Below are 25,489 nucleotides of genomic sequence, written 5' to 3' on the forward strand. Positions count from 1 at the left end.
AGCACTTCCTGGCCTTCACCGCCATCGCCTGCAGCCTCATCTGCTACCGCAGACTCACCAAATGAGACGACGTCTAAGTGCGGGAGGCGGGGTCGTGCAGGGCGGCGAACGCGGACAGGAACATCGCGCGTTTGAGGACTCGGTTGCCGCCGCGTGGTGCGTGTTCGCCGTGGATCGAGGTGCCCGACGCCTTGGTGGTCGGGGCGAGTCCGGCGCAGGAAGCCAGGTGGGCGGAAGTGGGGAAGGCACTGCCGTCGCCAACGGTGACCAGCAAGGTGGCGGCGGTCCTGACGCCGACGCCGGGCAGCGACGTCAGGACCTGGGAAAGAGGGTGTGCCTCCAGCAGGGCGCTGATCTGCGCTTCTGTTGCCTGGCGTTGTTCGTGGACGGCGCCGAGCGAGCGGGCCAGCGATGGGATCACGATGTCGAGGGTGCCCGTGCCTGGGACCACGACAGTCTGTTCGTCGAGCGCGGTGAAGACGTCGTCGATCAGCCGCTTCGCCATCCGGGGCGCCTTGGGCCGGATCACCTCGACGAGCTTGCGCCGTCCGGCTTTTCTCAGCGCGGCCGGGGAGCCGTAGCGTTCCAGCAGCCAGGTCACGGCCTGGTGGTCGAGCCGGGGGCCGAGGACGCGTTCCAGGGACGGGTGGAACTGGGTGAGCAGGCCGCGGATCCGGTTGCTGGTGCGGATGGCCTCGGCTGCGAGGCCCTGGTCGAAGCCGGCCAGGACGGTCAGTTCGGTGGTGATCTCGTCGGTGAGCTCCAGCGAACGCAGCGTGTGCGGCATGGTGCGGGCCGCGTCCGCGATCACTGCGGCGTCGCGGGCGTCGGTCTTCGCCTCGCCGGGGTAGAGGTCGGCGATCCGGCGCATCGACAGGCCCGGCAGGTAGGCGACCTTGCAGCCCGCGTCGCGGGCGACGGTCAGAGGCAGGGCGCCGATCGAGGCGGGCTGGTCCACGATGACCAGGACGGTGCCGAACTTGTCGCGGAGCTTGTCGAAGACGGCCCGCAGCTTCGGTTCGGAGTTGGGCAGTCGCTTGTCGAAGACCTTCTTGCCGGCCGAGGTCAGCCCGTGGCCGTGGTGGGCGCTCTTGCCGACGTCCAGGCCCAGGAAGACGCCTATCTCGTCGTACTCCATCAAGCCGTCCTCCCGAACGGATCGTGCGGTGCCGGCCGGGGCGTTGGCGTCGTGCGCGCATCCACGTTATGCAGACCTGCCGCCCGCGTACGGCCGGGCATTGCGCTCGGCAGGGCGGTAGTCGGACCTCTCATCAGCGTCTCCAACGGCGCCCAAGACGTTCGTGGCGACCGTCCTGCTCCAGATGGAGGCGGAGGGGAGACTCGATCTCGACGACACCGTGGAACGTCATCTTCCCGGCGTGGTACGGGGACATGGCAACGACGGTCACAAAATCACCGTACGGCAGCTTCTCAACCACACCAGCGGGCTGTTCGACTACCTGGCCGACGAGGAGTACAGCAAGACGTATATGGAGGGAGACGGATATCTCAAGCACCGCTACGACACCCTCCCGCCCCAAAAGCACATCAAGGTAGCTCTCGCTCACAAGCCCCTGTTCCAGCCCGGCGAAAAGCACTCGTACTCCAACACCAATTACGTCCTGGCCGGCCTGATCATCGAGAAGGTCGGCGGGAGGACGTACGAGGCGGAGGTCCACGACCGCATCATCAAGCCACTGGGGCTGAAGGCCACTTCCCATCCCGGCAACAGCATTCGCCTTCCCCAGCCCAGCAGCCGCGGCTACTCCAAGCTGTTCGAGTCGGCACCCGACCGGATCGACGACATCACCGAGATGAACGGCTCCCAGGGCTGGGCCGACGGCGACATCATCTTCACCACCGGCGATCTGAATCGCTTCTACAAAGCCCTGCTGACCGGCAAACTTCTCCCACGTAAACAGCTCAAAGCAATGAAAACCACCGTCCCTGCCTCCGATACCCCCTACATGTCCTACGGGCTCGGCCTCACCAAGCTCAAAACCAGCTGCGGCACAACGCTCTGGGGCCACGGCGGAGGCATGGTGGGATGGCTCTCCCTGGCCGTCACCACCACCGACGGCCGCCACCAACTCGCCTACAGCTACAACGGCGACTGGGACGACACATCCATGACCACCATCCTGAACGCCGAATACTGCAACACACCTCCCCACTCCAACTGAGCCACAACTCGCATGGACCGGGGCCCTGTACGCCTGCCTGCGGCGGCTGGCTTCCACGGTGGACGGAGCCAATCCACAGTCCTCAGGAGCAGTGCACCGATCCGCTGTGGCGAAGAACCGCTACTGGAGGAGTAGGGCTGAAGGCTGAGTTGGATCTCCGTACAGAGACGGTAACGGCAGGTGGGGTGGGGTGCGAGGGTGGGCGGGCGGGCGCATGGCTCGCACAGCTGCTCAAGTAGAATGCTGGAGGCTGACGTTGGCCACCCCGCCCCCGTCCTCGTCGTTGACCGTCCCCCCGGACTCGCCCTCGGGCGCGCAGGCCGCAGCAGCGGCCGCGCACCTGATGGAGCAGACGCTGGGGCACCTGTACTCCGCGGCCCTGCGCACCGCTGCCCGGCTTCGCCTGGCAGACCAGCTCGCCGCCGGCCCTCGCACCCCGGCCGAGCTGGCCCACGCCACCGGCAGCGACCCGGATGCGCTTCGGCGCATGCTGCGCTACCTGGCCGGACGGGAGATTTTCCGCGAGGACGAACACGGCGCCTATCACCTCACTCCTGCCGCAGAGTTTCTGCGCACCGATGTGCCCGGTTCTCTGCACGCCACCGTCGACATGCTCACCGACGAGGTTTTCACCCGCTCCTCGTCGGGCCTCCACGAGACCGTTCGCAACGGCGAACCGGCCTTCCCCGCGGTCTTCGGTGCGTCCTTCTTCGAGCGCCTCCAGACCGACCCCGCACTGCGCGCGCTCTTCGACTCCGGCATGGCGGCGTTCTCCGAGCCCCTCAATGACGTGGTGGCCGCCGGCTACCCCTTTCCCGACCGGGGCACGGTCGTCGACGTCGGCGGCGGGCGCGGCGGCCTGCTGCGCAGCGTCCTGATACGGCACCCGGAACTGACCGGAGTGCTCGTCGACCAGGCACCCGCGCTGCGCGATCACGTCCTGGACACCCCCGAGCTGGCGGGGCGCTGGCAGGCCGAGCCGGGTGACTTCTTCGCCTCCATCCCTTCCGGTGGCGACATCTACCTCCTCAAGCACGTGGTGCACGACTGGGGCGACGAGGACGCGGCCCGCATCCTGCGCGGCTGCCGCGATGCAATGGCTCCCGGCGGCAAGGTCCTGGTCATCGATGCCGTACTGCCGCCCGGCAACGACCCGCACCCGGGCAAGGCGCTGGACGTGGCGATGATGACCATCGTGCCCGGCAAGGAACGCGGCCCGGCCGAACTGGACGCTCTCTTCGCGCAAGCGGGACTCCGCCGCACCCGCATCCTGCCCACCGCCGCCTTCCCCTCCATCGTCGAGGCGGTCGCGGCCACCTCTTAGTCAATTTCCGCCAACTAACGCTTCCCCTGCGGGCCGTTGTCGGTCGAAAGGGAGCGTGCGATGGGCAGTATCGATCGCAGCAGACTTCCGTAGTGGTCGGCACCGCCGAGGTCCACGACCGTGGCGGTGCTGCCTCGCTCCCTCAACTGCCGGGCGCAGTTGAGGGTGTTGGCGATGGGTATGTCGCGGTCGCCGGTTGCGGCGTAGAGGGTCACGGGGACGGGCGGGGCCCAGGAGCAGGTGGTGTCATTGGCCCGGATCACCTCCAGCAGAGTGCCGGAGGGGTGGCGCAGTTTCTCGTACCACTTGGGGGTCAGGAGTTCGCGCAGCGTGCCCGGAAGGTGCTCGACCACCTCTTCCTGGGAGTGCTCGCCGTCGAAGAGGGACTCGATGGTGTCGGCGTACGGAGTACGGAAGACGTCGTGGGGGTCGGTGTAGAGGGAGTGCAGCCGGTTCTGGACCACCAGGAGGTAGGCGATGTAGAAGGCGGCGCCGGCGGCGTCCACTTGGCCGTCGAACATCCCGGGGAGTTCGGCGTGTTCGATGTCGTACGGTCCGCTGACCGGGGTCAGTCCGCGGAGCCGGAAGCGCGGGTCGGCGCCGGAGTCCAGAGCGCGGCCGAAGCCCATGGCGACCTGGCCGCCCTGCGAGCCTCCGGTGACATGGATGTCCCGGCTGAGGGTCCCGGGCGCCGTCTTGAGGCGTGGGGCCTGGAGCCCGCCGAGGAGCTGGCCTCCGCCCGCGGCGGCGTCAGCGGCCCGCAGCATGTCAAGCGTGGCCGAGACCGAGGACCTGGTGTCCATGAAGGGGTGCGTGCCCGGGCCGAGACCGAGTCCCAGGTAGTCAGGGGCGACGGCCGCCCGGCCTCCGGCGGCGTAGACGAGGGAGGCGATGCGGTCCGGGCCGGTGTCATGGACCGAGGGGGCGCGGTTGCGGTGAGTCATGGTGCCGTGGGTCTGGACGACGGTCGGCAGCCGGTGCGCGGCACCCCGGGGAAGGACGAGCAGTCCGGAAGCGGTGGTGGTGTGACCGGTGGGCGTGATGGTGCGATAGGTGAGGCGGTACGCGGTCACGTCATGCCGTACGACTCGCCTCCACTCCCCCACGCTCCCGGTGAATCCCACCTTCTTCGCCGCGGCGACGATCTGTTCGCGGTCCTGCCCGCCGAGCGGTGTGACGGACAGCAGCCTGCCGCGCTCCTGGTCGACTGAGGACGACGGCGTCGCGGCGGTGATCTGCGGGGCGGTCGGCGTGATGGCCACCGCGGGTGCGGCAGCGAGTGCTACGAGCGCCGCGGACGCACCCGCGGCGGTGGCCCTTCGGGGCCAGGACTTCCACCAACCCCCGTTGGCTGAAGCATTCTTGGTGGCATGTCGGGTCATGAGTCAACGGTAGGCAGTGAGTGGGGAGTCAGGGATCAGGGACAGCCCTGATCCCGAAGTGAGGGATCCCGTACGCCGGGATGAGGGGCGAGGTCAGGGGCGGGGCGTTCGGCTCCTCCGATCGCATGGCCTGGTGCGCCGTTGGCGGACACCCCGTCGGCGAGCATCTCCTCGTCCGAAGCGGCTCGCAGCAGTACCCCTAGAGCTGCCGAAGGTGATCACGCAGCGTACGGGCGACCTGGGCCATGAGGGCTTCGGCGCCGGGCTGCGTGCCGGCCGGAACGAGCGATTCGGTGAGGACGGCGATAGCGAAGGCCTGGCCGTCGGCATGCTCGACGACGCCGATTTCGTGGCGGAGGTTGAGCAGGGTGCCGGTCTTGGAGGACCAGGTGGTGGCGTCGGAGCTGAAGTCCGGGGTGAGGCGGTGGCGGAGCAGGTTGTGGGCCATGAGGCCGCGCAGGCTCTCGGCCACTTCAGGGTGGACCTTCGAGGGCGTCCACAGGGCTTGGAGCAGTTCGACCCAGGCGCGTGCGCTGCCGGTGTTGGCGCGGGTCGTGTCCAGCTGCGGCACCCGGTGTCCGCGGCCGCTGGTGCCGGCATCGATGGCGAGGGCGTGGGCGAGATGGGCCTGGCCGGCGTCGAAGCGTTCCACAGGGGTTTGGGACAGTTCGCGCATGCCATGGCGGACAGTGATGCCACGGAGGCCGAGCTCCTGGAGGATGGCCGCGACCTGAGCGGGAGGCGTGAGGCCGAACAGCGCGTCTGCAGCCGTTCCATCGCTCACGCAGGTGCTCAGGTAGAGCAGATCATCGACCGCGATCCGGGCGGGATGACGAAACCGGCTCAGCCCGGCTGGACCGGGCGTGCTGATCAGACCGGGCTGTACGTCGAGCACCGCCGCCCCGTCGAGCTCACCGCGCCGGATCCGCTCCATCGTCGCCAGCGCGAGCGGAATCTTGACCAGGGAAGCGGCAGGCAGCTGGGTGTCCGGCTCGATTCCCAGCTCCTCTCCCGTGTGCAGATCCCGTACGAGCAGGCAGCCGTGCAGGCCGCCGTCGTACAGCTGTTGGCGCATCTCGCGCAGGAGTGCCTCGGTGCTCACGCCGCCGTCCCCCCTTCGGAGCCCGCCTGGGCGGCCGCGCCAAGACAGCGGGCGATGGCCTCACCCAGGCGCGCTTCGATGTGCTGAGGATTGCCGTCCGCGGACGCGACGAGCGCGTACCCCCGGCTGAGCGCGACCTCACCGATCGGCCGCCAGTGCAGGGCGAGTTCCGCAGCCTGCGCAGGGGAGCACAGCAGCAGGTCGCGGGTGCACAGGACCTCGGCGGCGGCGGTCGTCAGGTCGGCCGCGGCGACGAGCTGTGCGGGCCGCAGGCCCAGCGCGTCGCGCAGACGTGTCAGGGGGTCGCGGATGTGCGGCACGTCATCTTCCGGCTGGATCCAGATACGGCGGGCCGGGCCGGAGGAGGCTCGTCCCATCCGCAGCGTTTCGAGGTAGACCCGCTTGATGCCGGGGCCGGGATCCCGAACGCCGGCGAGGCCGAGCGGCGCGGACCAGGCCGCCTCGTCCGGCGGCACCGCGAGCAGGGCGGCACGTACCTGCTGTGTGTGGATCAGCTCCCTGCGCCGGTCCGGCGCCGCGACGCGGAGGTCGAGGGTGACATCGTGCCCTTTCGCCTCGGCGACGAGGCGGGCGAGAGCGGCCGTGGAGCAGATGCCGGGCACCGCGAGCCGCCACGGCTTGCGCTTGGCGGCTTCCGCCTCGTGCAGCAGCGCCTCGGCTGCCTGTACGAGCTGCCGGGCCGTCGGCAGCACGTCCCGGCCGAAGGGGGTCAGGACGGCCCGCCGTGATGTGCGCTCGAAAAGCTGCTCACCGAAGTGTTCCTCCAGAGCGGCGACACGGCGGCTGGCCACCGACTGGGACATCCGGGCCACGGCCGCGCCGACGGTGAAACTGCCCTGCTCACTGACGCTGACGAACGCGCGACACGCTCCCACGAGATCCACGGTCCGCACTCTATGCCAGATCGGCATGAAACTGCCCGTGAGCGTATTGGACCGCATGACTGCCCGGAGGTGAGGGTGGTCCCGGCATTCATGACCACGTACCGGGGCGGGGCCGTCTCGCCCCGTCGTCACCCGTCCCCGATGCGCTCTGCGTACGGGGCGCCTGGGAGGTTTGGACCATGCAGCACACCCGTGCCCGGCGCGCCGTTCTCGGCGCGCTTGCCACACTCATCCTCGTCCCGATCGCGGCCTGCGGCGCCGACGCCTCCCCGGCCAAGTCGTCGCCGTCCGCCGAGGCGAAAAAGCCGGGCGCGGCCGCCAAGCCGTTCGCCGCCGAGTTCAAGGATCTTGAGCGCAAGTTCGACGCGCGGCTCGGTGTCTATGCCATCGACACCGGGAGCGGGCGCGAGGTGGCCTACAACGACGGCGAGCGGTTCGCCTACAACTCCACCTTCAAGGCACTGGCCGCCGGAGCCGTACTGCGCAAGTACTCCCTGAGCGGGCTGGACCGAGTGATCAAGTACTCCAAGGACGATCTGATCGCCAACTCCCCCGTGACCGAGAAACACGTGAAGACCGGGATGACCTTGGGCGAACTGTGCGACGCCGCTGTCCGCTACAGCGACAACGCCGCCGCCAACCTGCTCTTCAAGGAACTCGGCGGGCCCAAGGGCCTGAACGCCACGCTCAAGGAGATCGGCGACGACGTCACGCGGATGGATCGCCGCGAGCCGGAGCTGAGCCGTTGGGTCCCCGGCGAGCTGCGGGACACGACCACTCCGCGGGCGTTGGCCAAGGACCTGCGTGCGTTCGTCCTCGGGGACGCTCTCGGCAAGGGCGAGCGCGAGCAGCTCACGAAGTGGCTGCGGACCAACACCACCGGGGACGAGCTCATCAGGGCCGGGGTACCCAAGGGCTGGACGGTCGGCGACAAGACCGGATCCGGCAGCTACTACGGCGGGCGCAACGACATCGCCGTAGTGTGGCCCCCTGACTCCGCCCCCATCGTCGTGGCAATCCTGTCCAACCGCCATAAGAAAGACGCCGAGTACGACAACAAACTGATCGCGGAGGCAGCATCTGTGGTCGTCGACTCGCTGTCTTAGCGGAGGGCGTGCGCGGCGGCAGAGCCGGATGAGGTCCGCGTGACGTTTCCGGCATCCGCAGGGGCCCGTACCTGAGCACGGGGTGGACGCGCCGCTCGCACCATGTCCACCCCGCGTCTACGGCGGGCCGGAGTACGACCACCTCCCTCAGCGGTCGAACCGTGGTAGCCAAGAGGCACGAGGGAAGGCGGGCTCCATGCTGATCGATACGAACGATCCGTTGGCGGCTGCGGCGGTGGAGGCGATCCGTACCGGAGATGTCCCGGCGCTGGAAGCGTTGCTGGCGCGGCACCCGGGCTTGGCCGGGGCGCGGCTGGGCGATGCGGCGCTGGCACGTACGCTGCTGCATGTGGCCACCGACTGGCCGGGGCACTATCCGAATGGCCCGGCCATCGTGACCGCTCTGGTACGAGCGGGAGCGGACGTGAACGGCCGGTTCACCGGCCCGCACGCCGAGACCCCACTGCACTGGGCAGCCAGCAACGACGACGTTCCCGCACTGGACGCCCTGCTCGACCTCGGGGCCGACCTGGAAGCCGGCGGCGCGGTCATCGACGGTGGCGCGCCGATGGCCGACGCCGTGGCATTCGGCCAATGGAAGGCGGCTCGTCGGCTCCTGGAGCGAGGGGCACACACCACACTGTGGCAAGCTGGCGCTCTGGGCGAACTCGACAGGCTCACCTCCTATTTCACCGGCGGCAGCCCACCGCCCGACCCCGACGAGGTCACCAACGCGCTGTGGTGTGCTTGCCACGGCGGGCAGGTGAGGACCGCCGAGTATCTGCTGGAGCGCGGCGGGGACCTCGCTTGGGTCGGCTACGACGACCTCACTGCGCTGGATGCTGCCGTACGCGGCGGTCACACCGAAGTGGTGGCCTGGCTGCGTGGCCGAGGTGCGCCGTCGGCCAAGGAGCAGGAGTGACAACTGTCGTTCGTATAAGGTCCCTTGGGCGCACCCTTCCGGCATGCGCAACTGCGGAGGCATGCGCCCCCGGATCAGGGCAGACGGGATGATGCCCCATCCGGTTGGGCATCCGCGCTCGCGGCGGCGTTTCGAGCAGTGGAGACGATCTCCTGCAATGCCGCGACGTGTTGGGTCAGCGAGAGGTCTCCAGCAGGGGTGAGCGAGAACCAGGTCCGGGGCCGCCTACCGACATAGCCCTTGCGGATCTTGATATATCCGGCGGCCTCCAAGGCGGAGGCGGCCTTGCTCAAGACCGAGTCGGACACCCCGCAGTGGTCACGGACCCTCGCGAACTCCGCTTCGTCACAAGCGGAAAGGAACGCCACGATGGCCAGCCGGGCAGGATTGTGGAGCATGTCATCGAGGGCGGGCCTGTGCGGCTCGGGCGATGCGGCGTTCATGCCAGTTCCCGCAGTTGCCGCCTGATCACGAGGTTGCGCCGCGCAAAGCCTGCCCAGAGGCCGAGACCCAGAGCGACCGCCAGGGCGGCGACGTTCGCGTGTGCGTCGCCTCCGAGTGCCCAGCATCCCGCCCCCACCACAACGGCAGCGGCGACGGCAGGAGCCAGCACCGAGAGGATCCGTTGCCTGCGCTCGGCCACGGGGTACGCGGACCTGGGCTGCGTCACCCCCCTGCTCCGCCGCGCGGCCCGCCTCAGCACAAACACCATCAGCCCCACCAATGGCCACACGACCCACTGCTGAACGATGACCTTGTCTGCCTCTATGAGCCGCTGCGCGACGACGATGTAGACGGCGAGGAGGGCCCCGCCCGTCGGCCCGTACCAAGCAGGCACGATCCGCCCCTGAAGCCGCGCCCGAGCCCGGCCGACCTCGACGTCCCGCAGCACACCCGTCGCAGCTTCAGCCGACAAAGCGACATCCCGCGATCCATCGCCACCGGTGTGCTGCTCCATCACGCGCTCCAGCCCTTCCCACCAACGCTCTGACCGACTGCTCCTTACCGTCGGTCATGTACTTTCCCATCGGAAAGTGTACGGCCGCCTCGCTCCACTGCGGGCATCCGGTACGCAGCACCAGCCCCAGCGAATCTGGGGCGGGGCGGAGCAGCGGGGCTCTCTCGATACGACCTCACAGCAGTACGTTCTAGTGGGCGTTACGTTCTGCGGCGGCATGCCACCATCCAGGCGGCGAGGGCACGGTCACGTGCGAGGTTGGCTGGTCAGGGTGCAGACCCAGCCGACGCAATGCGCCGGGCTGGACCCTGACGTCGAACCAGCCGTGCCATCGGCCGTCGGAGCCGATGCCGCAAGCGAGGTCACAACGGACCTCGTCCGGATCGAAGGGCATCCAGTCGATACCGCGATCGCGCAGTCAAGCGCGCACGGCCGCCATCGGCCGGAGGCATCCCGGCAGATTCTCGTAGGCGGCGACAGTGACCCAGTCGGAACTCCGCGTCCTCATGACGTACATGATGCCGTGCGATCGCGGAACTGCCACAGCCGCCCATACCTCACGGCGGTGAGGACCGTCACCTCATTGCGGGCCCGCCCGCCGACGTTTCACTCCCCGCAGATCGCCGCTTCCTTCGCTCGCCAACCGGGAATCACGGCCATCCCCGTCCGCCCCGCTCTGCAAACCACGTCGCAGTGACCTGCCCTAAGGCCTGCGGACTATGTGTTCTTACCGGTGCCAACCGGTTCATCAACGCCCCGGGCCAGGGATACGTGCGGCTTAGGCGCGCGTTTCACCGTCGCCTGTCGGCACACTTGGTGTCGGCACACATGACAGTGTTCAGCCCGGTGTACGCGAACGCGAGTGCAGGTCGCTAAGTTGAAGCGCAGCCGGATCAGGTGCCCGAGGCCCTGGTTCCAAAGTCGCTGTCTAGGTGAGCCCTTCGGCCGATCCCCGCCGCAGGCATCGCGGTGATGATGAGGGCCATTGGCTCGGGCTGAGGAGGAACCTTGCGGGTGGAACAGGTGGATTGGGTGGAGGTCCCGGCCGGGCTGTTGCGGCGCGGTACGGCACTGGACGAGGTGGCGCAGGTGGCCGACCGCTACGCCGATACCGGGGTGCCGGTGGAGTGGTACTTGAAGGAAGTTCCGCGTACGGAGATCCACCTGCCGGCATTTCGGATCTCCCGCACGCAGGTGACCGTTGGGCAGTGGGCGCTATTCGCGGCGGCCACCGGCAAACAGGTACCCCAGGCGCCGACGGACCACCCGGTTATCGGGATCACCTGGGACGAGGCGACGGCCTACTGTCGGTGGATCGGGGAACAACTCGGCGGTCTGGACGTGCGGCTGCCCACCGAGGACGAGTGGGAGCGCGCTGCCCGGGGCGATGACGGCCGGGAATTCCCGTGGGGTGCGCAGTACCGTACGGGCCTGGCCAACCTGGTGGATCTGGGCATCGGCACCACGATGCCGGTCGGCTCCTTCCCCGAGGGCGCCAGCCCGTTCGGTGTGCTGGATATGACGGGCAACGCCGACGAGTGGACCTCTACTGTTTACGCCCCCTACCCCGGCGCTCCCGCCGACGTGCCGCGTACCGAGGACTGGGCCTTCGATCCGCACGTCACCCGGGGCGGCGCATTCCGCCACGACCGAGATCTGGCCCGATGCGCCCGTCGGCACGGTGCCTATGAAAAGGACCTGGCGGCGATCGGTGTGGGATTTCGCCTGACGGCATCGGCCGAGTGAGCCCGTATTCCTAGCAGGGGCGTCGTGAGGACAAATGCTCCGGCCTCACGGAGTGAGCATCGGATCACATCAGGCTCAATCCGACAACGCGGGCCCAACGCGTTGTCGCGAATCGGAAGCATGCTGCTCTCCCCCACCTGTGTGACAGCCGCATTCGGTCTCGTACGCTCGATCTGGCAATCGTTCCTTGCCCTTTGTACGGCCAGGCAGACCTCGCCCGACCCTGCCACTGCCACTGCCTCTGCCTCTGCCTCTGCCACGAATGGAATAGACAGTTTCGAGCGCCCGCAGCGGCTTGCCGGCTCGTCGACGTGCAGGGGGCAGTGATCCGTGCCCGACGGCGCAAGTACCCGACGGCCTCGCCGACTTCGCGGGCGAGGCCGTCGAGCAAGCGGCACGCGTATGAACAATCTCCCTGGCGAGAGCGGACGGAGAGGTTCGGCTACTTCATTTCGATCAGTCGTCGGGCGGCGGTCAGCGTCCCGTCGGTGCGCACTTCGTCGGCGACGGCCTGGGCGCGTTCAACCGCCTCTTCGTCGAGGGCATGGCAGAGGGCGGCGCGCAGTGAAGGGGAGGTGGGTTCGCTGGAGGGGTGTGCGTTGCCGATGCCGAGTTGGTCGACGCGGTGGGCGAAGTAGAACTGGTCGAACATCTGCGGGACGATCACCTGCGGTGCTCCGGATGCCGCTGCGGCTGTGGTGGTGCCGGCGCCGCCGTGGTGTACCACTGCGGCGACGCGCCGGAACAGGGCTTGCTGGTTCACCTCGCCGATCGCCAAACAGTCGGGTTTGTCATCCACGAGTGACAGATCGGCCCAGCCGGTGGAGAGGATCACACGGCGCCCGAGCGCGCGAGCCGTATCGATCACGGTCCTGGCGACGCCCTCGGGCGCGCGGATGCTGCCGAAGCCGCAGTAGACGGGCGGTTCGCCGGCGTCCAGGAACGCTTCCACCTCAGGAGACAGCGGTCGGGTGTCCGGGAGGAGCCACGCGCCGGTCTGGAACACGCTGAGCTCGGATGGCTGCGGCCAGGGTGCCAGGGTCGGGTCTGCGGCCAGCCACGGGGTGCGGGTGAAGATGTGGCTGCGCATGTCATCGATCGGCGGCAGTCCGACGGCTGTGCGCCGTGTGTTGAGCGCCGTACGAAAGAGAGTGTTCCAGCGTTCGGCGTCCTTGGCCCAGAGGGTGGTGTTGTCGATCGTCCCGTCCGCCGGCTTTTGTCCCAGCATTCCGAAGACGGGTGGTGCGTGGTGCGTGGACGGCAGCGTGACCGGGGCGAATGCGGCGTAGACGTATTCGATGCCGCGCTGCTCGGCCACCGAGTGAGCGGCGACGGCCAGCCCGCCACCGCCCACGATGACGTCACAGCCCTCGGCGGCCGCGCTGACCGCCTCGAACTGCGCGGCGACCGTGCCCTCGATCATCTGGCGACGCTGCTCCGGCGTGGGGATGGTCGTGGCGCTTCCTTTTGCCGTCCCGCGCAGCTCGGGGCCGACGGGCACGTACGTAACTCCCAGCGACTCAGCCCATTCCCGAAAGTCAGGAGGCGCGCACACCACAGCCTCCTCACCCATTTCCCTCAGCATCATGGCCAGCGCCACAACTGGCTGGACTTCGCCACGCGACCCGATCGTGGACAACAGAAAACGCATATTGCTCCCCCTAGCCCTGAACTTTTCGGCACACGAGAAGCGATTCTGCCCCTGATATAGGGCCTTGCGGCAAGGCCCCCCACCTGATATACGGTGGAAATGCAGGGAAAGCTTGGCGTTCCTCGCCGCTGATCACTGCCAGGCGCGGCCTGCCGCCGGGCGACCCTGGTCATCAAGTCGTGCACGCCGTCTCCGCGGAGGCGACGGCCCTACATGACCTTCACCTTCGTACGCAGTCTGGTCACTCGCGAACCCAGTCGCAGATCTAGATGGTGCCGAAGAAGCGGTCCCACCAGTCCAACTGCGACCTGCCATGTGATCGCAGCAGACCGGGGCCGTCGTAAGAAGTCGTCAGGAGCTCTTCGGGAACCACCCTGTAGTCCAAGTCGATGAGGGCTTGTTCCACCTTGGCAAGGTCTCCGAGTCCTGGGTATCGCGCTCGTCCGTGCAGCGGGTCGCGAAGTCGCTTCCCAGCCTGGAAACCAAGCGATCGAGGCGCGCCCCAGCGCTCCGACGGTCATATCCACGGGGCCACTCCAGCCACTCCGGATCATCAAGACGACGCAGCAACGTCATGAGATTCGCTTCGCTTTGCACCATTCACCCATCCTTACGCGGCGCGTACGTGATGGCCCAGGCGGGGAGTTGCGAGCCATCTGTGTGGGTGCGTTTCGGGGCTGCGCTGATCAGGGGGTGTGTTCGTTGAGTCCGATGATGACTCCCGCGATCACGATTGCGATCAGTAATAGGAGGCAACTCTTTGGTCTCATCTGCACCATGCTCCTTCCGGGTCCCGGCTGACGCGGATCACGGCGTCTGCTTGAGCGACGGCATTGTTCCTCTCGGGGTACATGTCACGCCGGCTCGTTCTCGTCGGTCAGGTGGTGAGTGTGGCGAGTGTGGTTAGTTCTGTCTGGGGTGCTGCTGCAGCGGCGAGGGGGTGGCGGGTGTACCACTCGGTGGAGAGGAATCGCTCCCGGGTGTCCGGTGGGAGGTTGGCGATCAGGCCGGGTACGGCTCCGCGGGTCACCTCGGTGCGGTGTGCCAGTACGGCGGCGACCTTCTGCTCCAGCCAGGGGGCGACGTCGATGGTTGCGGTGATCTGTTCGTCCGGAACGCTGTAGGCCGTCTTGCGGGCGCCGACCACGTCGCGCAGCGCCTGCGCGGCAGAGTGTGGGTGGGTGGCCAGGTAGAGGGCGCGGGGTTGCCAGGGAGCGCCGGCGTCCGGGTAGAGAAGGTCGAGTCCGGCTGCGTGGGCAGCGAGCACGGTCACCCGGTGGGTGTGTACGTGGTCCGGATGGCCGCTCAGCCCGCCGTAGGCGTCATGGGTGACCACGATCTCCGGGCGGAATTCCCGGATGTGCGCCACCAGGCGCCGTACCGACTCGTCGAGCGGCGCGTCGCAGAACCGTGCGCAGCCCGGGGCTGATTCCGGTACGCGCAGATCGGCGTAGCCGAGCAGCCGCGGCTTGCCGGCGCCGAGGATGCGCAGCGCCTCGGCAAGCTCCGCGGCGCGCTGGGTGTCCGCGGCCCACGTTGTCGTGACGACTGCGGTGCGCGCTCCCGCGGCCGCGTGCCGGGCGAGCACTCCGCCCGCCGCCAATGACTCGTCGTCGGGGTGGGCGAAGACCGCGAGCAGACTCGGCACGGACATGGTGGGCCACCTTTCAGTGCGGGACGGTCGGATCATAGGCCAGTGGCGGGGTCGGCTCCTTGGCGCGCGAAGGCGACTGCAGGAGAAGGAGACTTCGAACGGCGATCGATTACTCTGTCTGCCGTCGCATGGCGATCGGAATTCGCGCTTCAGGGGGAAGCCATGGCCCGCATGCCATCTGCCCATTCCGTGGGGGCCGTCCTCCTACTCGTTCCGGCACCGGTCCGGTGTTTTCGCGCGCTCGGCCACAGGTGTACGCGATACCCGCCGGTGCCTCCTGCCGCGTGAACCACGTTCTTCCCGCCGCGTGAACCAGTGGAGCCAGCTCAATGCAATCGGTCGGACGAAGGAGACTTCTGTGCCTCAGTTCCATGCCAGCCGCCGGACCGTGCTGTTCGGTGTTGCCGCCGCGGCGGCCGGATCTTCCCTGCTCTCCGCGCTGAGCACGGCGCCCGCCTACGCCTCCGGGATCGGAGACACGTACCGCTCCAATACGGAGCTGTACACCAAGCTGGCGGGCAAGGAGGGGGTCGACTTCGCCCGTCGTTACAAGCGGCACGAAATGCTCGACTCCAGCCTCGGCGAGAAGTACCCCGTCATCCGTACGACCATCATGGCCATGCACGGCGGAGGCATCGAACCCGGAACTTCGGAGCTGTGCCTGGGAATTGCCGGATACCACCCGGGCACCTTCGAGCCCACTCCCGCAGACGGCCCCGTCCACGACTACTGGATGTTCGAAGGGCTCCGCAGCGGATCGAGCGTGGAGGACGGTACGGGGTCGAATCGCGAGCTGCACGTCACCGCGAAGAACTGTGACGACCATGTGGCGCTGTCCATGGCCGCGTCCAGCCTCAACGTGCTGAGTCTGCACGGCTGCCGGGCCGACCAGGCGGGTCTGCCGGCGTCCCGTCCCGAAGGCGTGGTTATCGGTGGGCGTAATGCCGCATTCCGGCGCTATCTCACCGAGGAGCTGAAGAGCGCCGGCTTCCAGACCGTGGACGGGGCGAATTTCCCCGACCTCAACGGTGACCACGAGAAGAACCCGTGCAACCGCACCATGCTCGGGATGGGCGGCCAGCTGGAACTGACCACGGAACTCCGCAAGAACATGTTCGACGTCTTCACCCGGCCCGGACGCCCCGACACCACCAACGAGAAGTTCCGGAACTTCACCGCCGCATGTCGCAAGGCCATCGCCCGTCTTGAGGCGACGCAGACGGTTCTCTGAGGCACCCCGACGCTGAGCCGCCCCGGCGCTGAGCCACCCCGGCGCTGAGCCACCCCGACGCGCTGGAAGGCCCTGAACTCCCGCTGCTGAGGAGAGAGTTCAGGGCCGCATGTGTCGTACAGCGCACGGCGACTGGGCGACTGCCCTCGTACCCCTCAGGGACCGGCCTCGCTCGTCGCGTGATGGTGCGGACCGCTGTCGGGCCGGTCGGGGCCGAGGCTCTTCGGGCGGATCGCGTCCTGGTGGATGGTGGGCGCCGCGTCCGCTTTGGGTGGTTGCGTCGTCGGGGGTACGGGGATGCCGGTACGCAGGGTGTGGTTGACGCGGGTGGTGTCGAGGGCGTGTTCCCAGCGGGCGACGACGAGGGTGGCGACGCTGTTGCCGGCGAGGTTGGTCAGGGCGCGGCACTCGGACATGAACTTGTCGATGCCGAAGATCAGCATGATGCCGGCGGCGGGGAGCGTACCGACGGTGGTCAGGGTGGCGGCCAGGGCGATGAAGCCGGCGCCGGTGACGCCGCCGGACCCCTTGGAGGTGAGGATCATGACGGCGAGCAGGCCCAGTTGCTGGCCGATGGTCAGCGGGGTGTCGGTGGCCTGGGCGATGTAGACGGCGGCCAGGGAGAGGTAGATGGAGCTGCCGTCGAGGTTGAAGGAGTAGCCGGTGGGGACGGTCAGGCCGACGATGTCACGGCGGATTCCGAGCCCTTCGAGTTTGGTCATGAGGCGGGGCAGGGCGCTTTCGGAGGAGGAGGTTCCCAGTACGAGCAGGAACTCCTCGCGCAGGTAGCGCAGCAGTAGAAATATGTTGATCCTGAGGAGGGCGGTGACGCCACCGAGGATGACGATGATGAAGAAGAGCGAGGTGCCGTAGAAGAGGGCGATGAGCTGGCCGAGGCTGGCGAGGGTGCCGATGCCGTATTTGCCGATGGTGAAGGCCATCGCGCCGAACGCACCGACGGGCGCGGCGAGCATCACGTAATGCAGGATCTTGAAGATCACGGCGGTGAGCCTGCTCACGCCGTCGACGATCGGCCGACCGACGGGGCCCACCGCCTTGAGGGCGATGCCGAAGAGCACCGCGAAGAAGATGACCTGGAGGACGTTGCCCTCGGCAAAGGCGCCGACGGCGCTGGTGGGGACGATGTCGGTGAGGAAGTGCCACCAGCTCTGGCCCTCGCCCTGTTTGACGTACTGGGCGGCGCTGCCCGCCAGGTGGAGATCGCCGGGGCGGGCATGCACCCCGGCGCCGGGCTGGAAGACATTGACCGCGATCAGGCCCACGAGGAGGGCGACCAGCGTGCCTGCCTGGAAGTAGGCGAGCGACTTCAGCCCGACCCGGCCGACGCGTCCCAGGCTGTCGACGCTGCCGATGCCCGCCACGATGGTCAGGAACACGATCGGGGCGATGAGCATTTTGATGGCGGCCACGAAGGTGGTGCCGACCGGTTCCAGGGCGGCGCCGGTCGTCGGCCACAGCCAGCCGGTGAGAACGCCGGAAACGATCGCGGTAAGGACCCAGAAGTACAGCTGCCGGTACCAGGGCCGGGAAGCGCCGGCCGGTTGTTCGGGCTGGGTGGGGGCTGTGGGCTGGGGTGCTGCCATGGCGTTCTCCTCGTCGAGAAACGAGTGCAGCGGGGCGGCTCGGCCGATCTGGCTGCCTCATGAATCGGGCCGGTGAGCAGGACGGCGCGGCTCGGGTGGTGCCCGAGAGCGAGGGGTTCAGCGCAGGGCGCACCGATCGCGGTTGCTCACGCGAGATCGAAGAGCTTGCCGGTGAACTCGGGGCGCGAGTCGGTGCGGTGGTTCGTCATGCGTCCGATTGCAGCAACGGGGCCGTCGGGCCGTCCAAGTCACAGTTCCGATACGCCTTATAACCAGGGGCTATCAAGGCGGAGAGGCGGGCCGACCGCACGCGCTGGAGGGGCAGGTGATGGCACGCGCAGTCGTCATCATGGCCCCGGCCCCACTGCGGGCAGCGCTGCCGCAGCAGTGCCGACACAGCAATGCCGTTCGCCGCCGGCGACGAGCGGAGATGACTGGCCCCGCCGCGTACCCGGTCGCTAACCTCAGCCCTCATGAACCAGCGGCAGCGGAAGAAACTTTCCCGGAAACTCTTCGACGCGATTCCGTCGAATGACACCGCCCGCGTGACGGCAATTCTGCGGGCCGGAGCCGACCCTGAGCGAAGGGACAGTGAAGGCGCCACCCCTCGGGCACGGCTCCCATCTCGAAACGGTCGCTCTCCTCACCGCAGCGAAAGCAGCACCCTGATCCCATGACACCTCCCCCACATCAGATCCGCGCCCTCCACACGGCTTCCACGGTCACCGTCTACCAGGCGTACGCACCCGAAATCGGCCTGCCCGCGGCGCGCGAGGGCCGTTTTCCGGCGGCCTGGAAGCGCGAGCGGATGACCTGGATCAAACCGTCCTTCCTGTGGATGATGTATCGCTGCGGATGGGGCACCAAGGAAGGCCAGCAGACCGTTCTCGCCATCGAGATCACTCGCGAAGGCTTCGAGTGGGCGCTGGAACGCTCCTGCCTGTCCCACTACGAGCGCGGGCTGCACCCCGATCGCGCCACCTGGAAGCGCCAGTTGAAGCGGGCCCCGGCGCGGGTGCAGTGGGATCCCGAGCGCGATCTGCACCTGCAGCCGCTCCCCCACCGCTCGCTCCAGCTCGGTCTCTCGGGCGAGGCCGCGGAGCGTTACGCGGACCAGTGGACGGTCTCCATCACCGACGTGACTCCCCTCGCACAGCGCGTACATGCCCTCGTACGGGACGGAGACCTGGCCGCTGCCGGAGAGCTGCTGCCCGCGGAACGCCCGTACCCCGCCGGGGCCGGACTGCTCGCGCACCTGTGTGCGTGAGCAGTCCGGGCGGCCGAGCGGGGTCAGTCCTCCGGGACCGGGTCCCAGCGCGGCGCGCTCGGTGGCCGCTGGTAGGCGGGCCTGCCCTCGGCGCCGCTGGTACGGAATGGCTTGTCCTGGTCGTCGATCCGCAGGATTCCGCTGCGGCCGCCGCTGGACCACCGCAGTTCCAGATGCCACTTCACGTCGTGCTGCTTGGCGTTGGCCTTGATGTAGAAGACCTCGGGGTCGCTCTCGCTCACCTTGTACGGGAAGTCGCGCTGCCCGGCGCGCGGCGTGACGACGGGCCGCGCGGAGTCGAGGTCGACGCCGAAGGACCGCGTGTTCACCTCGCCGCCGCAGCCCACGCCCATGGCGTAGTTGTTCCAGGCGAGCGGCGCTCTGACGCCCTCCACCCGTACGTGCAGGCCTTCCAGTACGACGGTGTCCTTGCCGGTGCCCTGGAGGGTGACCTCGATGAACTGCTCGTCGGCGGCGACCCCGCCGAAGGTGGACACCCAGCCGGGAGCGTCCTGTTCCGAAGGGGGCGGCGACACCTTCCCCGGCGGCCGGTCGATCAGGTAGTGCTGGGTGCAGGGACCTTCGAAGGCGTAAGGGCGGGCGCTGACGCGGAGGGGCGCGCCGCTCTCGTCACCCTTGCCGTCATCGGCGCCCTTCTTGTTGTCGTCGCCGACCCGCTGGTCGGAGGGGGTGGAGCCGGTGCCATCGGGTGCGGTGGGCTCGGGGGAAGCGCTGTTCTTTCCCTCCTGCCGGGTGGCGGACGGCGTGCCGGAGGGGCTGTCCGTACGGGACTTCCCGGGCGCGGCGGCCTCCGGGGCCCGAGGAGAGGCGGCCTGCGGGGGCCGCTTCGTCCCGTCGCCGTCGGCGTCACCGGCGGTGAGGCCGACGGCGAGTGCGGCGGACCCTGCCACGCAGACGACGGCTATGGCGGCCAGCAGCGCCTTGCGGGGGCGGCGCGCCGGCTGTCGGCGTTCGTCCGGGAGGGCGGCGGAGGGCTGCTCGCTCGTGGGCGGCGCGGAGTCGGGACGGGCGGGGGACGGCTGCTCGCTGGCATCTGACGCCGAGTCGGTACGAGCAGGCGCGGTCCGCGGCTCCGGGCCCCGTACAGGCGGGGCCGCGCTGTCTTCTGACGGAGTGGAAGGGTCCGAAGGAGCCAAAGACGTCGGAGGAGCCGAAGAGGCCGAAGGAGCCAAAGACGTCGGAGGAGCCGAAGAGGCCGGAGGAACCGAAGACGTCGGAGGAACCGAAGGCTCCGGTTCACCGGAGCCGGCCGACGCGCCCCCCACCGCGGAGTTGCCGCCGCCCGCCGCCTTACGGCCACGCGCCGCGTCGGCGATGATCCACTGTCGGTGGACCTCCACCAACTCCTCCGGTGTCGCCTTGCACAGGCGAGCCAGCCGCTCCACCGGAGCGAACTCCGTCGGTACGGCGGAGCCGTTGCAGTACCGGTGCAGCGTCGAGGTGCTGACGTGCAGCCTCTTGGCCAGCACCCCGTAACTCAGCCCCGACCGTTCCTTCAAAGACCGCAGCAACTCGGCCAGGCCACCCGCCCCCACGCCGTTCCCTCATCCCATGTCCGCGTTCCAGGGAATCATCATCCCCCCAGGTCAGAGCCGGTACGAACGTTCCAGCGTCCCGAATTGGCCGATCTCGCTGGCCTGGCATGCGGTACGTCGCACAAGCTGAAGTCATCCAAGCACGCCGCTCCCGGAACCGGTCGAGCGGTGCTCTGTCACACCCCTCCGCAAGGAATGAGATCAGGCATGCCCGTCTCCATCCGCCGCCCTCGCGCCCCTCTGTTCGCCGCCGCCACCTTCGCGCTCACCGCACTGACGCTGACGGCGTGCAGCAGCGAGGAGGGCGTGCGCTCGGAGGGTGCCGCCACTCCGGCCACACAGACGGTGTCGAAGGACGCCCCTGCGCAGAAGCCCTCCCCGTCGACCGGTTCCGCCTCCGACGGCAAGGGCGGCAACCAGGACGCGAACGCCTCCAAGGGCAGCGGCAGCCGTTCCAAGGGCGGCTCCTCCGCTGCGAGCTCCGACCCGAACGCTCCGGCGAACCGCGTGCGCTGCACGGCCGCCAACACCAAGGTCACCGCCGTCCCGGTGTCCCGCCCGCTCAACCACATGCTGATCACGGTCACCAACACCGGCAGCAAGATGTGTGATCTGCCGGGCTATCCGATCGTCAAGTTCGAGGGCGCCCAGTCCGTACCGCCGGTCATGGAGGAGAGCAAGCCGCAGGCGGTCACCTCCATCGCGCCGGGCGAGAAGGGTTACGCCGGTGTGATCCTGTCCGCGGGTGACGGCAGCGCCGGCGAGGGCTACACGGCCCGGACCCTGGAGGTCGGCTTCGAGGGCAGCGACAAGATGGCCAAGGCCGCCCTCCCGGCCAAGGGCGTGTACATCGACAGCTCGCTGCGGGTGACGTACTGGCTGACCACGGCTGCGGACGCGCTGTCGTAACGCGGCACGGCACGGTCGCAATGCGACACAGCGCTGTCGTAACGCGACACAGCGCTGTCGTGACCCGGCGCAGATGAAGGACTTCATGGCGCAGGCGTCGAGAACGGCCCCGGTGTGGGTCCCGGCGCCTGCCCTTCCTATGCGGAACCCCGCTCAAGGCCCTCGACGAGCTCTTCCGCCCAGGAATACGTGAGTGATTCCACCCGGAGAAATCCTCGCTCCATCTCACCGATCGTGTGATACCGCGTACCGGGATTGTGCACGTCATAACCACCAGCGGTGAACAGGTGTGGACTGCCCTGTACGGCATCGCCCGAAGCGATACGCCACTGCTCGAATACCGTTTTACGCGCCGCTCCCGACTCCAGACGGTCGGCCAGTGCCGCCACCTTCACCGACGGGCATTCTTCGGCGAGCGCCAGAATGTGGTGGTGAATGCTGATGCAGTAGTCCTCGCGGAAGAACGCGTCCCGCAGCACCCGGTCGAGTTCTTCGCTGGCCGGCAGCCCGCCGACCTCCGGGGCCTTTGCTGCCTGAATGGCCTCCAAAGCCAGCAGCGTGGTGACCGGATAAGTGAATTCCCTTCCCCGCCACGGCTCCCAGCCGAGCTGAGGAGCGATCGCCCCAAGGGCGGCGACCTCGGTGTCGACGATGTCCTTCGGCGTGGAGCTGCGATTGAACAGCTCCAGGGGGAAGGCCCGGTGGTCGATCAGCAGCCGGCTCCCCGTACGACCGATCTCCGCGCGCAGCGTGTGCAGGGCCAGCGCTGCCCAGGGGCAGCCGATGTCCGACCACACAGTGACGGTGTGCGGGTCCTGGTTGACCAGCTCTGCCCGGCTGTTCTTCGGCACCGTACTCATGGCTCGACGGTCGCACAGACGGGAAGGCTGTGCGGTCGACGGGCTCAACCCGGCCCCTAATCCGTCAGTTCACCTCGGGTGAGGTACGACTCACCTCAGGCGAGGCACGACGCCCGGGAAACGGCCGCACGCCCTGCCCGTAGGCTCGCGGGGTGAGCGACCGGATACAACAGATCGTGCGGCGGCTGCCCCGCATGGTGGACCTGACGGAGGTCTGGGAGACGGCTGAGCGCAGCCTCGCCGAGGGCGACGCCGCCTTCGTGGCCGATCTCGGAATCGCCCTGACGAAGGCGTACGGTGCCGAGACCGCCCAACTCCCTCAGTACCGCGGCGCTTTCGACCACCTGTTGCGGCTCCTGGCGCTTACCCCCGGCGGGCAGCACACCCGGCAGGCCCTTCGTCTGGTGGCCGTTGCCGCACGTGCCGACCGGAAGCAGGCTCGATACGCGGCGTCCTTGCTCGCCGCCGGGCAGACTCCCGACGACCTCGTGACTGTCTTTGCCGGTGGCGGTTCGCACGCGGGTGCCTGCGAAGAACTCCGCGCGTGCCTGGTCCACGAGCTGGTGCTCAGGCACGTTGCGGTCTGCGACGTGCCGGGGATCGCGGCATGGGCGCGGTCACCGCATTGGCGCCACCATCCGCTGGGCCGACTGCCGCTGTCGCTGTCCGCCCTGGAGGAGGCACCCGCGCTGCCGAGTTACTCGCTTCGCGGCGAGAGCCAGTCGATTCCGTACGGGCCGGACAAAGGGCCCGGAGCGCCGCTCGGCCGTGTCACGCGTACTCCACCGGCGACCGAGACGACCACCGAGGCGGCAGCGGCGGCGATCGCAGCCGCCGTGGCCAACTGGGTCGAGGAGTCCAACGGACAGGCCGAAGCCAGGACGTACGACCTCGCCGAACCGCTCGACGGCGACAGCGTCCCGGACACGCTGGTGTCACTGGGGCTGGAGTGCCTGCAGGAGCTGGGCCCGCGCAAACGGTTCTCGCTCGCCTCCTGCTCGGCAAGCCGGGTGTGGCGCATCCTCTTCGCCGCGGCGTCGGCCGGCGGGGCGTACAACCTGGGCCTGTACGGCGCCTACGGGCGGCTGGCCGCCTGGCGTTCGCTCGCCGCGCTCTCGGGCGCCGCCGAGGGCGCCTCGCCCGAGGAGGTGGAACGGCAGGCCCGCGAGTGTGCCTGGTACGGCTTCGAAGCCGCTACACGGTGGTTCCAGCAGGTGGCCTGGGACATCGGGTTGGCCGCTGTCGCGCCAGGACGGCGGCGGCTCGCCGTACTGGCCGCCACGGATACGGACTGATCGCCGCCGCGCGCAGCGGTCGCCCGCCCTGCGACATGGTCGAGCGGGCCCCGCGGACCCTGTATGATCGTTTACGCAACTCCGGTGCGGCGCACGGGAGTCACGCGTCTGTGGTCCAAGGAAAGACGTCCACCAACCGGTGGGAAATGCAGCTGCAAGGCCTGCCGGGCGCTCCATAGCGAGCAAGGCCCCCGCGCTCTTACGAGGCGGGGGCCTTCGCCGTTCCCGCCGCCGGAGCAGCCGGCCTCGTCGGCACTTTCGGGGACAGCCGGGGGGGCGCTAATCCCGTTGTCCCGTTCCGCACGGCGCTGCCACGCTGGAACGATGATCGAAACAGGACTGGCCGGAAAAGCCGTTCTCGTCACCGGCGCCCACCACGGGATCGGGGCGGCGATCGCCGACGCCTTCGCGGCGCAGGGCGCGCGTACGGCGATCCACTACTTCACCGGCGGTGATCAGCCGCCGCACGGCATCTCGTACGAGCACACCGTGGCCGACGACCCTGCGCTCGCCCAGCAAACCCTCCGCCACCTCAAGGAACGTGGCGCTCCAGACGCTCTGGCCGTTCCTGCCGACCTCGGCGGCAGCCGACCGGAGCAGGCCGACGCGGCGGCGCGGCAGCTCTTCGACGCCGTCGAGGCGCGCTTCGGCTCCATCGATGTCCTGGTGAACAACGCCGCACACTGTGAACACCCGGACAGCGCCCGCTCGGTGACCGCCGACGGGCTGCACCGCACCTACCGCGTCAACGTCTACGCGCCGGCCCTGCTCGCCGGTGAACTCGTCCGCAGGAAGCGCCCGGCCGACCCCGCGTGCGTCATCAATATCTCGACGGACGCGGCCCGGGCGTTCCCCGGCCAGATCGCCTACGGGACGTCCAAGGCGGCACTGGAGGCGTACACCCGTGCCGCCGCGATCGAGCTGGGCCCCCTTGGCGTACGCGTCAACGCCATCGCGCCGGGGCCGGTGCAGACCGGCTGGATATCCCAGGAGCTGATCGAGGAGGTACGGCCCACGATCCCCCTGCGCCGGGTCGGCGAGCCGCAGGACATCGCCGATGCCGCGGTCTTTCTCGCCTCGGCACAGGCGCGCTGGATCACCGGCCAGGTCCTCCAAGTAGCGGGCGGGCACGCGCTGTAAGGGGGCGGGGCTCGGGGGCGACGCGGCCATGGGGTCGGGGCTCCTTGGGCGGCTGGCTCGCCTGCGACCTGGCCGTACGGGCCGAGCTCTGGCCCGAGGTCCACCCACCCCCTATCCGGGCGGAGCGCCGGGCAGGCCTCACAAGAGCGCCGGTCAGGCCTCACAATGGAGAGATGGTCCCCTCCTCCGCCCGCAACCAGGCCCCCGCTCCAGCACCGCTTGCCGGAGGATGCCGCACGTACACGGTTCCCGACGCGGCTGCCTACCTGACCGGGCGGTGGTCGGTGGAGCGGGAACTGGTCGATGTCCGCGCCGGGGCGACGGGGACCTTTCGCGGTACGGCGGAATTCCGGCGCCCTTCTGGGGACGGCGACGAAGGCTCCGCGCATCTTCTCCACATCGAGGAGGGCGAGCTGCGGTGGAACGGCTTCACCGGCCCCGCCTCGCGTACGCTGCGTCTTCTCCCCCGCCCGGACGGCACGGCGCAGGTCGCCTTCGCCGACGGCAGGCCCTTCCATGACCTGGATCTGCGCTCCGGCCACTGGACTGCCCGCCACCCCTGCGCCGCCGACCGGTACGAGGGCGAGTTCACCGTCGTCTCGGCCGATGAGTGGCACCTGCGCTGGCACGTCACCGGCCCGGCCAAGGAACAGCTGCTGCGCTCGGTCTACCGCCGCGTCGGGTAGGACGCCGT

The 25,489-nt window shown here is 68.8% G+C and carries 22 protein-coding genes and 2 pseudogenes; 11 read left to right on the forward strand and 13 right to left on the reverse strand.

Annotated features, from left to right (window positions below):
• Positions 1–76: 76 nt before the first annotated feature.
• Positions 77–1,138 (reverse strand): annotated as a pseudogene (locus tag AC4IJH_RS18475) (IS110 family RNA-guided transposase); the annotation flags it as partial.
• A gap of 163 nt (positions 1,139–1,301) precedes the next feature.
• Between AC4IJH_RS18475 and AC4IJH_RS18480 the strand changes: the two are divergent.
• Both AC4IJH_RS18480 and AC4IJH_RS18485 read left to right on the forward strand, forming a co-directional pair.
• A complete protein-coding gene (locus AC4IJH_RS18480; RefSeq protein ID WP_490852846.1) occupies positions 1,302–2,183 on the forward strand; it encodes a serine hydrolase domain-containing protein in 882 nt (293 codons plus the stop codon).
• Between the two features lie 256 nt (positions 2,184–2,439).
• Entirely contained in the window at positions 2,440–3,507 is a 1,068-nt protein-coding gene (locus tag AC4IJH_RS18485) for a methyltransferase (RefSeq protein WP_490852847.1), read from the forward strand.
• 14 nt (positions 3,508–3,521) lie between these two features.
• Here AC4IJH_RS18485 and AC4IJH_RS18490 read toward each other — a convergent pair whose 3' ends face one another.
• The 3 genes from AC4IJH_RS18490 to AC4IJH_RS18500 form a co-directional block, all read right to left on the reverse strand.
• Positions 3,522–4,889, reverse strand: coding sequence for an alpha/beta hydrolase (locus AC4IJH_RS18490; RefSeq protein WP_490852848.1), 1,368 nt, complete (start codon positions 4,887–4,889; stop codon positions 3,522–3,524).
• A gap of 199 nt (positions 4,890–5,088) precedes the next feature.
• The gene (locus tag AC4IJH_RS18495) at positions 5,089–5,991 is read right to left on the reverse strand and encodes a serine hydrolase (protein ID WP_490852849.1); all 903 of its coding nucleotides are present in this window, start codon (positions 5,989–5,991) and stop codon (positions 5,089–5,091) included.
• A complete protein-coding gene (locus AC4IJH_RS18500; protein WP_490852850.1) occupies positions 5,988–6,896 on the reverse strand; it encodes a LysR family transcriptional regulator in 909 nt (302 codons plus the stop codon). The genes AC4IJH_RS18495 and AC4IJH_RS18500 overlap by 4 nt, the downstream gene beginning before the upstream one ends.
• Before the next feature lie 179 nt (positions 6,897–7,075).
• Between AC4IJH_RS18500 and bla the strand changes: the two genes are divergently transcribed.
• Positions 7,076–8,002 carry a class A beta-lactamase gene (gene bla / locus AC4IJH_RS18505; RefSeq protein ID WP_490852851.1) on the forward strand — a complete coding sequence of 309 codons (927 nt, stop codon included), beginning with the start codon at positions 7,076–7,078 and terminating at the stop codon, positions 8,000–8,002.
• Positions 8,003–8,198: 196 nt separating this feature from the next.
• Positions 8,199–8,924 (forward strand): ankyrin repeat domain-containing protein, encoded by a 726-nt coding sequence (locus tag AC4IJH_RS18510; protein ID WP_490852852.1) that lies wholly within the window; start codon positions 8,199–8,201, stop codon positions 8,922–8,924.
• A gap of 74 nt (positions 8,925–8,998) precedes the next feature.
• On the opposite strand, the gene AC4IJH_RS18515 is transcribed toward AC4IJH_RS18510, so the two are convergent.
• From AC4IJH_RS18515 to AC4IJH_RS18525, 3 genes are all read right to left on the reverse strand, one after another.
• Positions 8,999–9,367, reverse strand: coding sequence for a winged helix-turn-helix domain-containing protein (locus AC4IJH_RS18515; protein WP_490852853.1), 369 nt, complete (start codon positions 9,365–9,367; stop codon positions 8,999–9,001).
• Complete coding sequence (locus AC4IJH_RS18520) at positions 9,364–9,882, reverse strand: hypothetical protein (RefSeq protein WP_490852854.1); 519 nt, start codon at positions 9,880–9,882, stop codon at positions 9,364–9,366. The genes AC4IJH_RS18515 and AC4IJH_RS18520 overlap by 4 nt, the downstream gene beginning before the upstream one ends.
• A gap of 190 nt (positions 9,883–10,072) precedes the next feature.
• Positions 10,073–10,276 carry a hypothetical protein gene (locus AC4IJH_RS18525; protein ID WP_490852855.1) on the reverse strand — a complete coding sequence of 68 codons (204 nt, stop codon included), beginning with the start codon at positions 10,274–10,276 and terminating at the stop codon, positions 10,073–10,075.
• Positions 10,277–10,890: 614 nt separating this feature from the next.
• On the opposite strand from AC4IJH_RS18525, the gene AC4IJH_RS18530 reads away from it, so the two are divergent.
• Complete coding sequence (locus AC4IJH_RS18530) at positions 10,891–11,628, forward strand: formylglycine-generating enzyme family protein (RefSeq protein ID WP_490852856.1); 738 nt, start codon at positions 10,891–10,893, stop codon at positions 11,626–11,628.
• A gap of 442 nt (positions 11,629–12,070) precedes the next feature.
• Here the strand turns inward: AC4IJH_RS18530 and AC4IJH_RS18535 are convergent, their stop codons facing one another.
• Together AC4IJH_RS18535 and AC4IJH_RS18540 are read right to left on the reverse strand one after the other, a co-directional pair.
• Positions 12,071–13,279, reverse strand: coding sequence for a glycosyltransferase (locus AC4IJH_RS18535; RefSeq protein ID WP_490852857.1), 1,209 nt, complete (start codon positions 13,277–13,279; stop codon positions 12,071–12,073).
• Positions 13,280–14,156: 877 nt separating this feature from the next.
• The gene (locus tag AC4IJH_RS18540; RefSeq protein WP_490852858.1) at positions 14,157–14,933 is read right to left on the reverse strand and encodes a PIG-L family deacetylase; all 777 of its coding nucleotides are present in this window, start codon (positions 14,931–14,933) and stop codon (positions 14,157–14,159) included.
• 358 nt (positions 14,934–15,291) lie between these two features.
• Here AC4IJH_RS18540 and AC4IJH_RS18545 point away from each other — a divergent pair, with 358 nt between their 5' ends.
• The gene (locus AC4IJH_RS18545) at positions 15,292–16,164 is read left to right on the forward strand and encodes a poly-gamma-glutamate hydrolase family protein (RefSeq protein ID WP_490852859.1); all 873 of its coding nucleotides are present in this window, start codon (positions 15,292–15,294) and stop codon (positions 16,162–16,164) included.
• A 155-nt stretch (positions 16,165–16,319) separates the two neighbouring features.
• Here the strand turns inward: AC4IJH_RS18545 and dctA are convergent, their stop codons facing one another.
• Positions 16,320–17,768, reverse strand: coding sequence for a C4-dicarboxylate transporter DctA (dctA, locus tag AC4IJH_RS18550; RefSeq protein WP_490852860.1), 1,449 nt, complete (start codon positions 17,766–17,768; stop codon positions 16,320–16,322).
• A 673-nt stretch (positions 17,769–18,441) separates the two neighbouring features.
• On the opposite strand from dctA, the gene AC4IJH_RS18555 reads away from it, so the two are divergent.
• Positions 18,442–19,035, forward strand: a complete 594-nt coding sequence (locus AC4IJH_RS18555; RefSeq protein WP_490852861.1) for a DUF4291 domain-containing protein — start codon at positions 18,442–18,444, stop codon at positions 19,033–19,035.
• 23 nt (positions 19,036–19,058) lie between these two features.
• On the opposite strand, the gene AC4IJH_RS18560 is transcribed toward AC4IJH_RS18555, so the two are convergent.
• Both AC4IJH_RS18560 and AC4IJH_RS18565 read right to left on the reverse strand, forming a co-directional pair.
• Positions 19,059–19,946 carry a hypothetical protein gene (locus AC4IJH_RS18560; protein ID WP_490852914.1) on the reverse strand — a complete coding sequence of 296 codons (888 nt, stop codon included), beginning with the start codon at positions 19,944–19,946 and terminating at the stop codon, positions 19,059–19,061.
• 462 nt (positions 19,947–20,408) lie between these two features.
• Positions 20,409–20,591, reverse strand: a pseudogene (locus AC4IJH_RS18565) (helix-turn-helix domain-containing protein); the annotation flags it as partial.
• A gap of 207 nt (positions 20,592–20,798) precedes the next feature.
• On the opposite strand from AC4IJH_RS18565, the gene AC4IJH_RS18570 reads away from it, so the two are divergent.
• The gene (locus AC4IJH_RS18570; protein ID WP_490852862.1) at positions 20,799–21,500 is read left to right on the forward strand and encodes a DUF4232 domain-containing protein; all 702 of its coding nucleotides are present in this window, start codon (positions 20,799–20,801) and stop codon (positions 21,498–21,500) included.
• 137 nt (positions 21,501–21,637) lie between these two features.
• On the opposite strand, the gene AC4IJH_RS18575 is transcribed toward AC4IJH_RS18570, so the two are convergent.
• Positions 21,638–22,360: a DsbA family oxidoreductase gene (locus AC4IJH_RS18575; protein ID WP_490852863.1), complete on the reverse strand. Its 723-nt coding sequence runs from the start codon at positions 22,358–22,360 to the stop codon at positions 21,638–21,640.
• A gap of 152 nt (positions 22,361–22,512) precedes the next feature.
• Here AC4IJH_RS18575 and AC4IJH_RS18580 point away from each other — a divergent pair, with 152 nt between their 5' ends.
• The 3 genes from AC4IJH_RS18580 (at position 22,513) to AC4IJH_RS18590 (ending at position 25,481) form a co-directional block, all read left to right on the forward strand.
• Positions 22,513–23,655, forward strand: a complete 1,143-nt coding sequence (locus tag AC4IJH_RS18580) for a DUF6183 family protein (RefSeq protein WP_490852864.1) — start codon at positions 22,513–22,515, stop codon at positions 23,653–23,655.
• Between the two features lie 324 nt (positions 23,656–23,979).
• Positions 23,980–24,795: an SDR family NAD(P)-dependent oxidoreductase gene (locus AC4IJH_RS18585; RefSeq protein WP_490852865.1), complete on the forward strand. Its 816-nt coding sequence runs from the start codon at positions 23,980–23,982 to the stop codon at positions 24,793–24,795.
• A 173-nt stretch (positions 24,796–24,968) separates the two neighbouring features.
• Positions 24,969–25,481: a DUF6314 family protein gene (locus AC4IJH_RS18590; protein ID WP_490852866.1), complete on the forward strand. Its 513-nt coding sequence runs from the start codon at positions 24,969–24,971 to the stop codon at positions 25,479–25,481.
• Positions 25,482–25,489: the final 8 nt, after the last annotated feature.

This window comes from Streptomyces sp. UF-297, assembly GCF_058245575.1.

Excerpts from the sequence above, each read along its gene's own strand:
- AC4IJH_RS18575 (WP_490852863.1), bottom strand. The coding sequence starts at position 22,360 with ATGAGTACGGTGCCGAAGAACAGCCGGGCAGAGCTGGTCAACCAGGAC.
- AC4IJH_RS18490 (WP_490852848.1), bottom strand. The coding sequence starts at position 4,889 with ATGACCCGACATGCCACCAAGAATGCTTCAGCCAACGGGGGTTGGTGG.
- AC4IJH_RS18555 (WP_490852861.1), top strand. The coding sequence starts at position 18,442 with ATGACACCTCCCCCACATCAGATCCGCGCCCTCCACACGGCTTCCACG.
- AC4IJH_RS18520 (WP_490852854.1), bottom strand. The coding sequence starts at position 9,882 with ATGGAGCAGCACACCGGTGGCGATGGATCGCGGGATGTCGCTTTGTCG.
- AC4IJH_RS18515 (WP_490852853.1), bottom strand. The coding sequence starts at position 9,367 with ATGAACGCCGCATCGCCCGAGCCGCACAGGCCCGCCCTCGATGACATG.
- AC4IJH_RS18585 (WP_490852865.1), top strand. The coding sequence starts at position 23,980 with ATGATCGAAACAGGACTGGCCGGAAAAGCCGTTCTCGTCACCGGCGCC.
- AC4IJH_RS18535 (WP_490852857.1), bottom strand. The coding sequence starts at position 13,279 with ATGCGTTTTCTGTTGTCCACGATCGGGTCGCGTGGCGAAGTCCAGCCA.
- AC4IJH_RS18510 (WP_490852852.1), top strand. The coding sequence starts at position 8,199 with ATGCTGATCGATACGAACGATCCGTTGGCGGCTGCGGCGGTGGAGGCG.
- AC4IJH_RS18570 (WP_490852862.1), top strand. The coding sequence starts at position 20,799 with ATGCCCGTCTCCATCCGCCGCCCTCGCGCCCCTCTGTTCGCCGCCGCC.
- bla (WP_490852851.1), top strand. The coding sequence starts at position 7,076 with ATGCAGCACACCCGTGCCCGGCGCGCCGTTCTCGGCGCGCTTGCCACA.
- AC4IJH_RS18525 (WP_490852855.1), bottom strand. The coding sequence starts at position 10,276 with ATGCCCTTCGATCCGGACGAGGTCCGTTGTGACCTCGCTTGCGGCATC.
- dctA (WP_490852860.1), bottom strand. The coding sequence starts at position 17,768 with ATGGCAGCACCCCAGCCCACAGCCCCCACCCAGCCCGAACAACCGGCC.
- AC4IJH_RS18590 (WP_490852866.1), top strand. The coding sequence starts at position 24,969 with ATGGTCCCCTCCTCCGCCCGCAACCAGGCCCCCGCTCCAGCACCGCTT.
- AC4IJH_RS18540 (WP_490852858.1), bottom strand. The coding sequence starts at position 14,933 with ATGTCCGTGCCGAGTCTGCTCGCGGTCTTCGCCCACCCCGACGACGAG.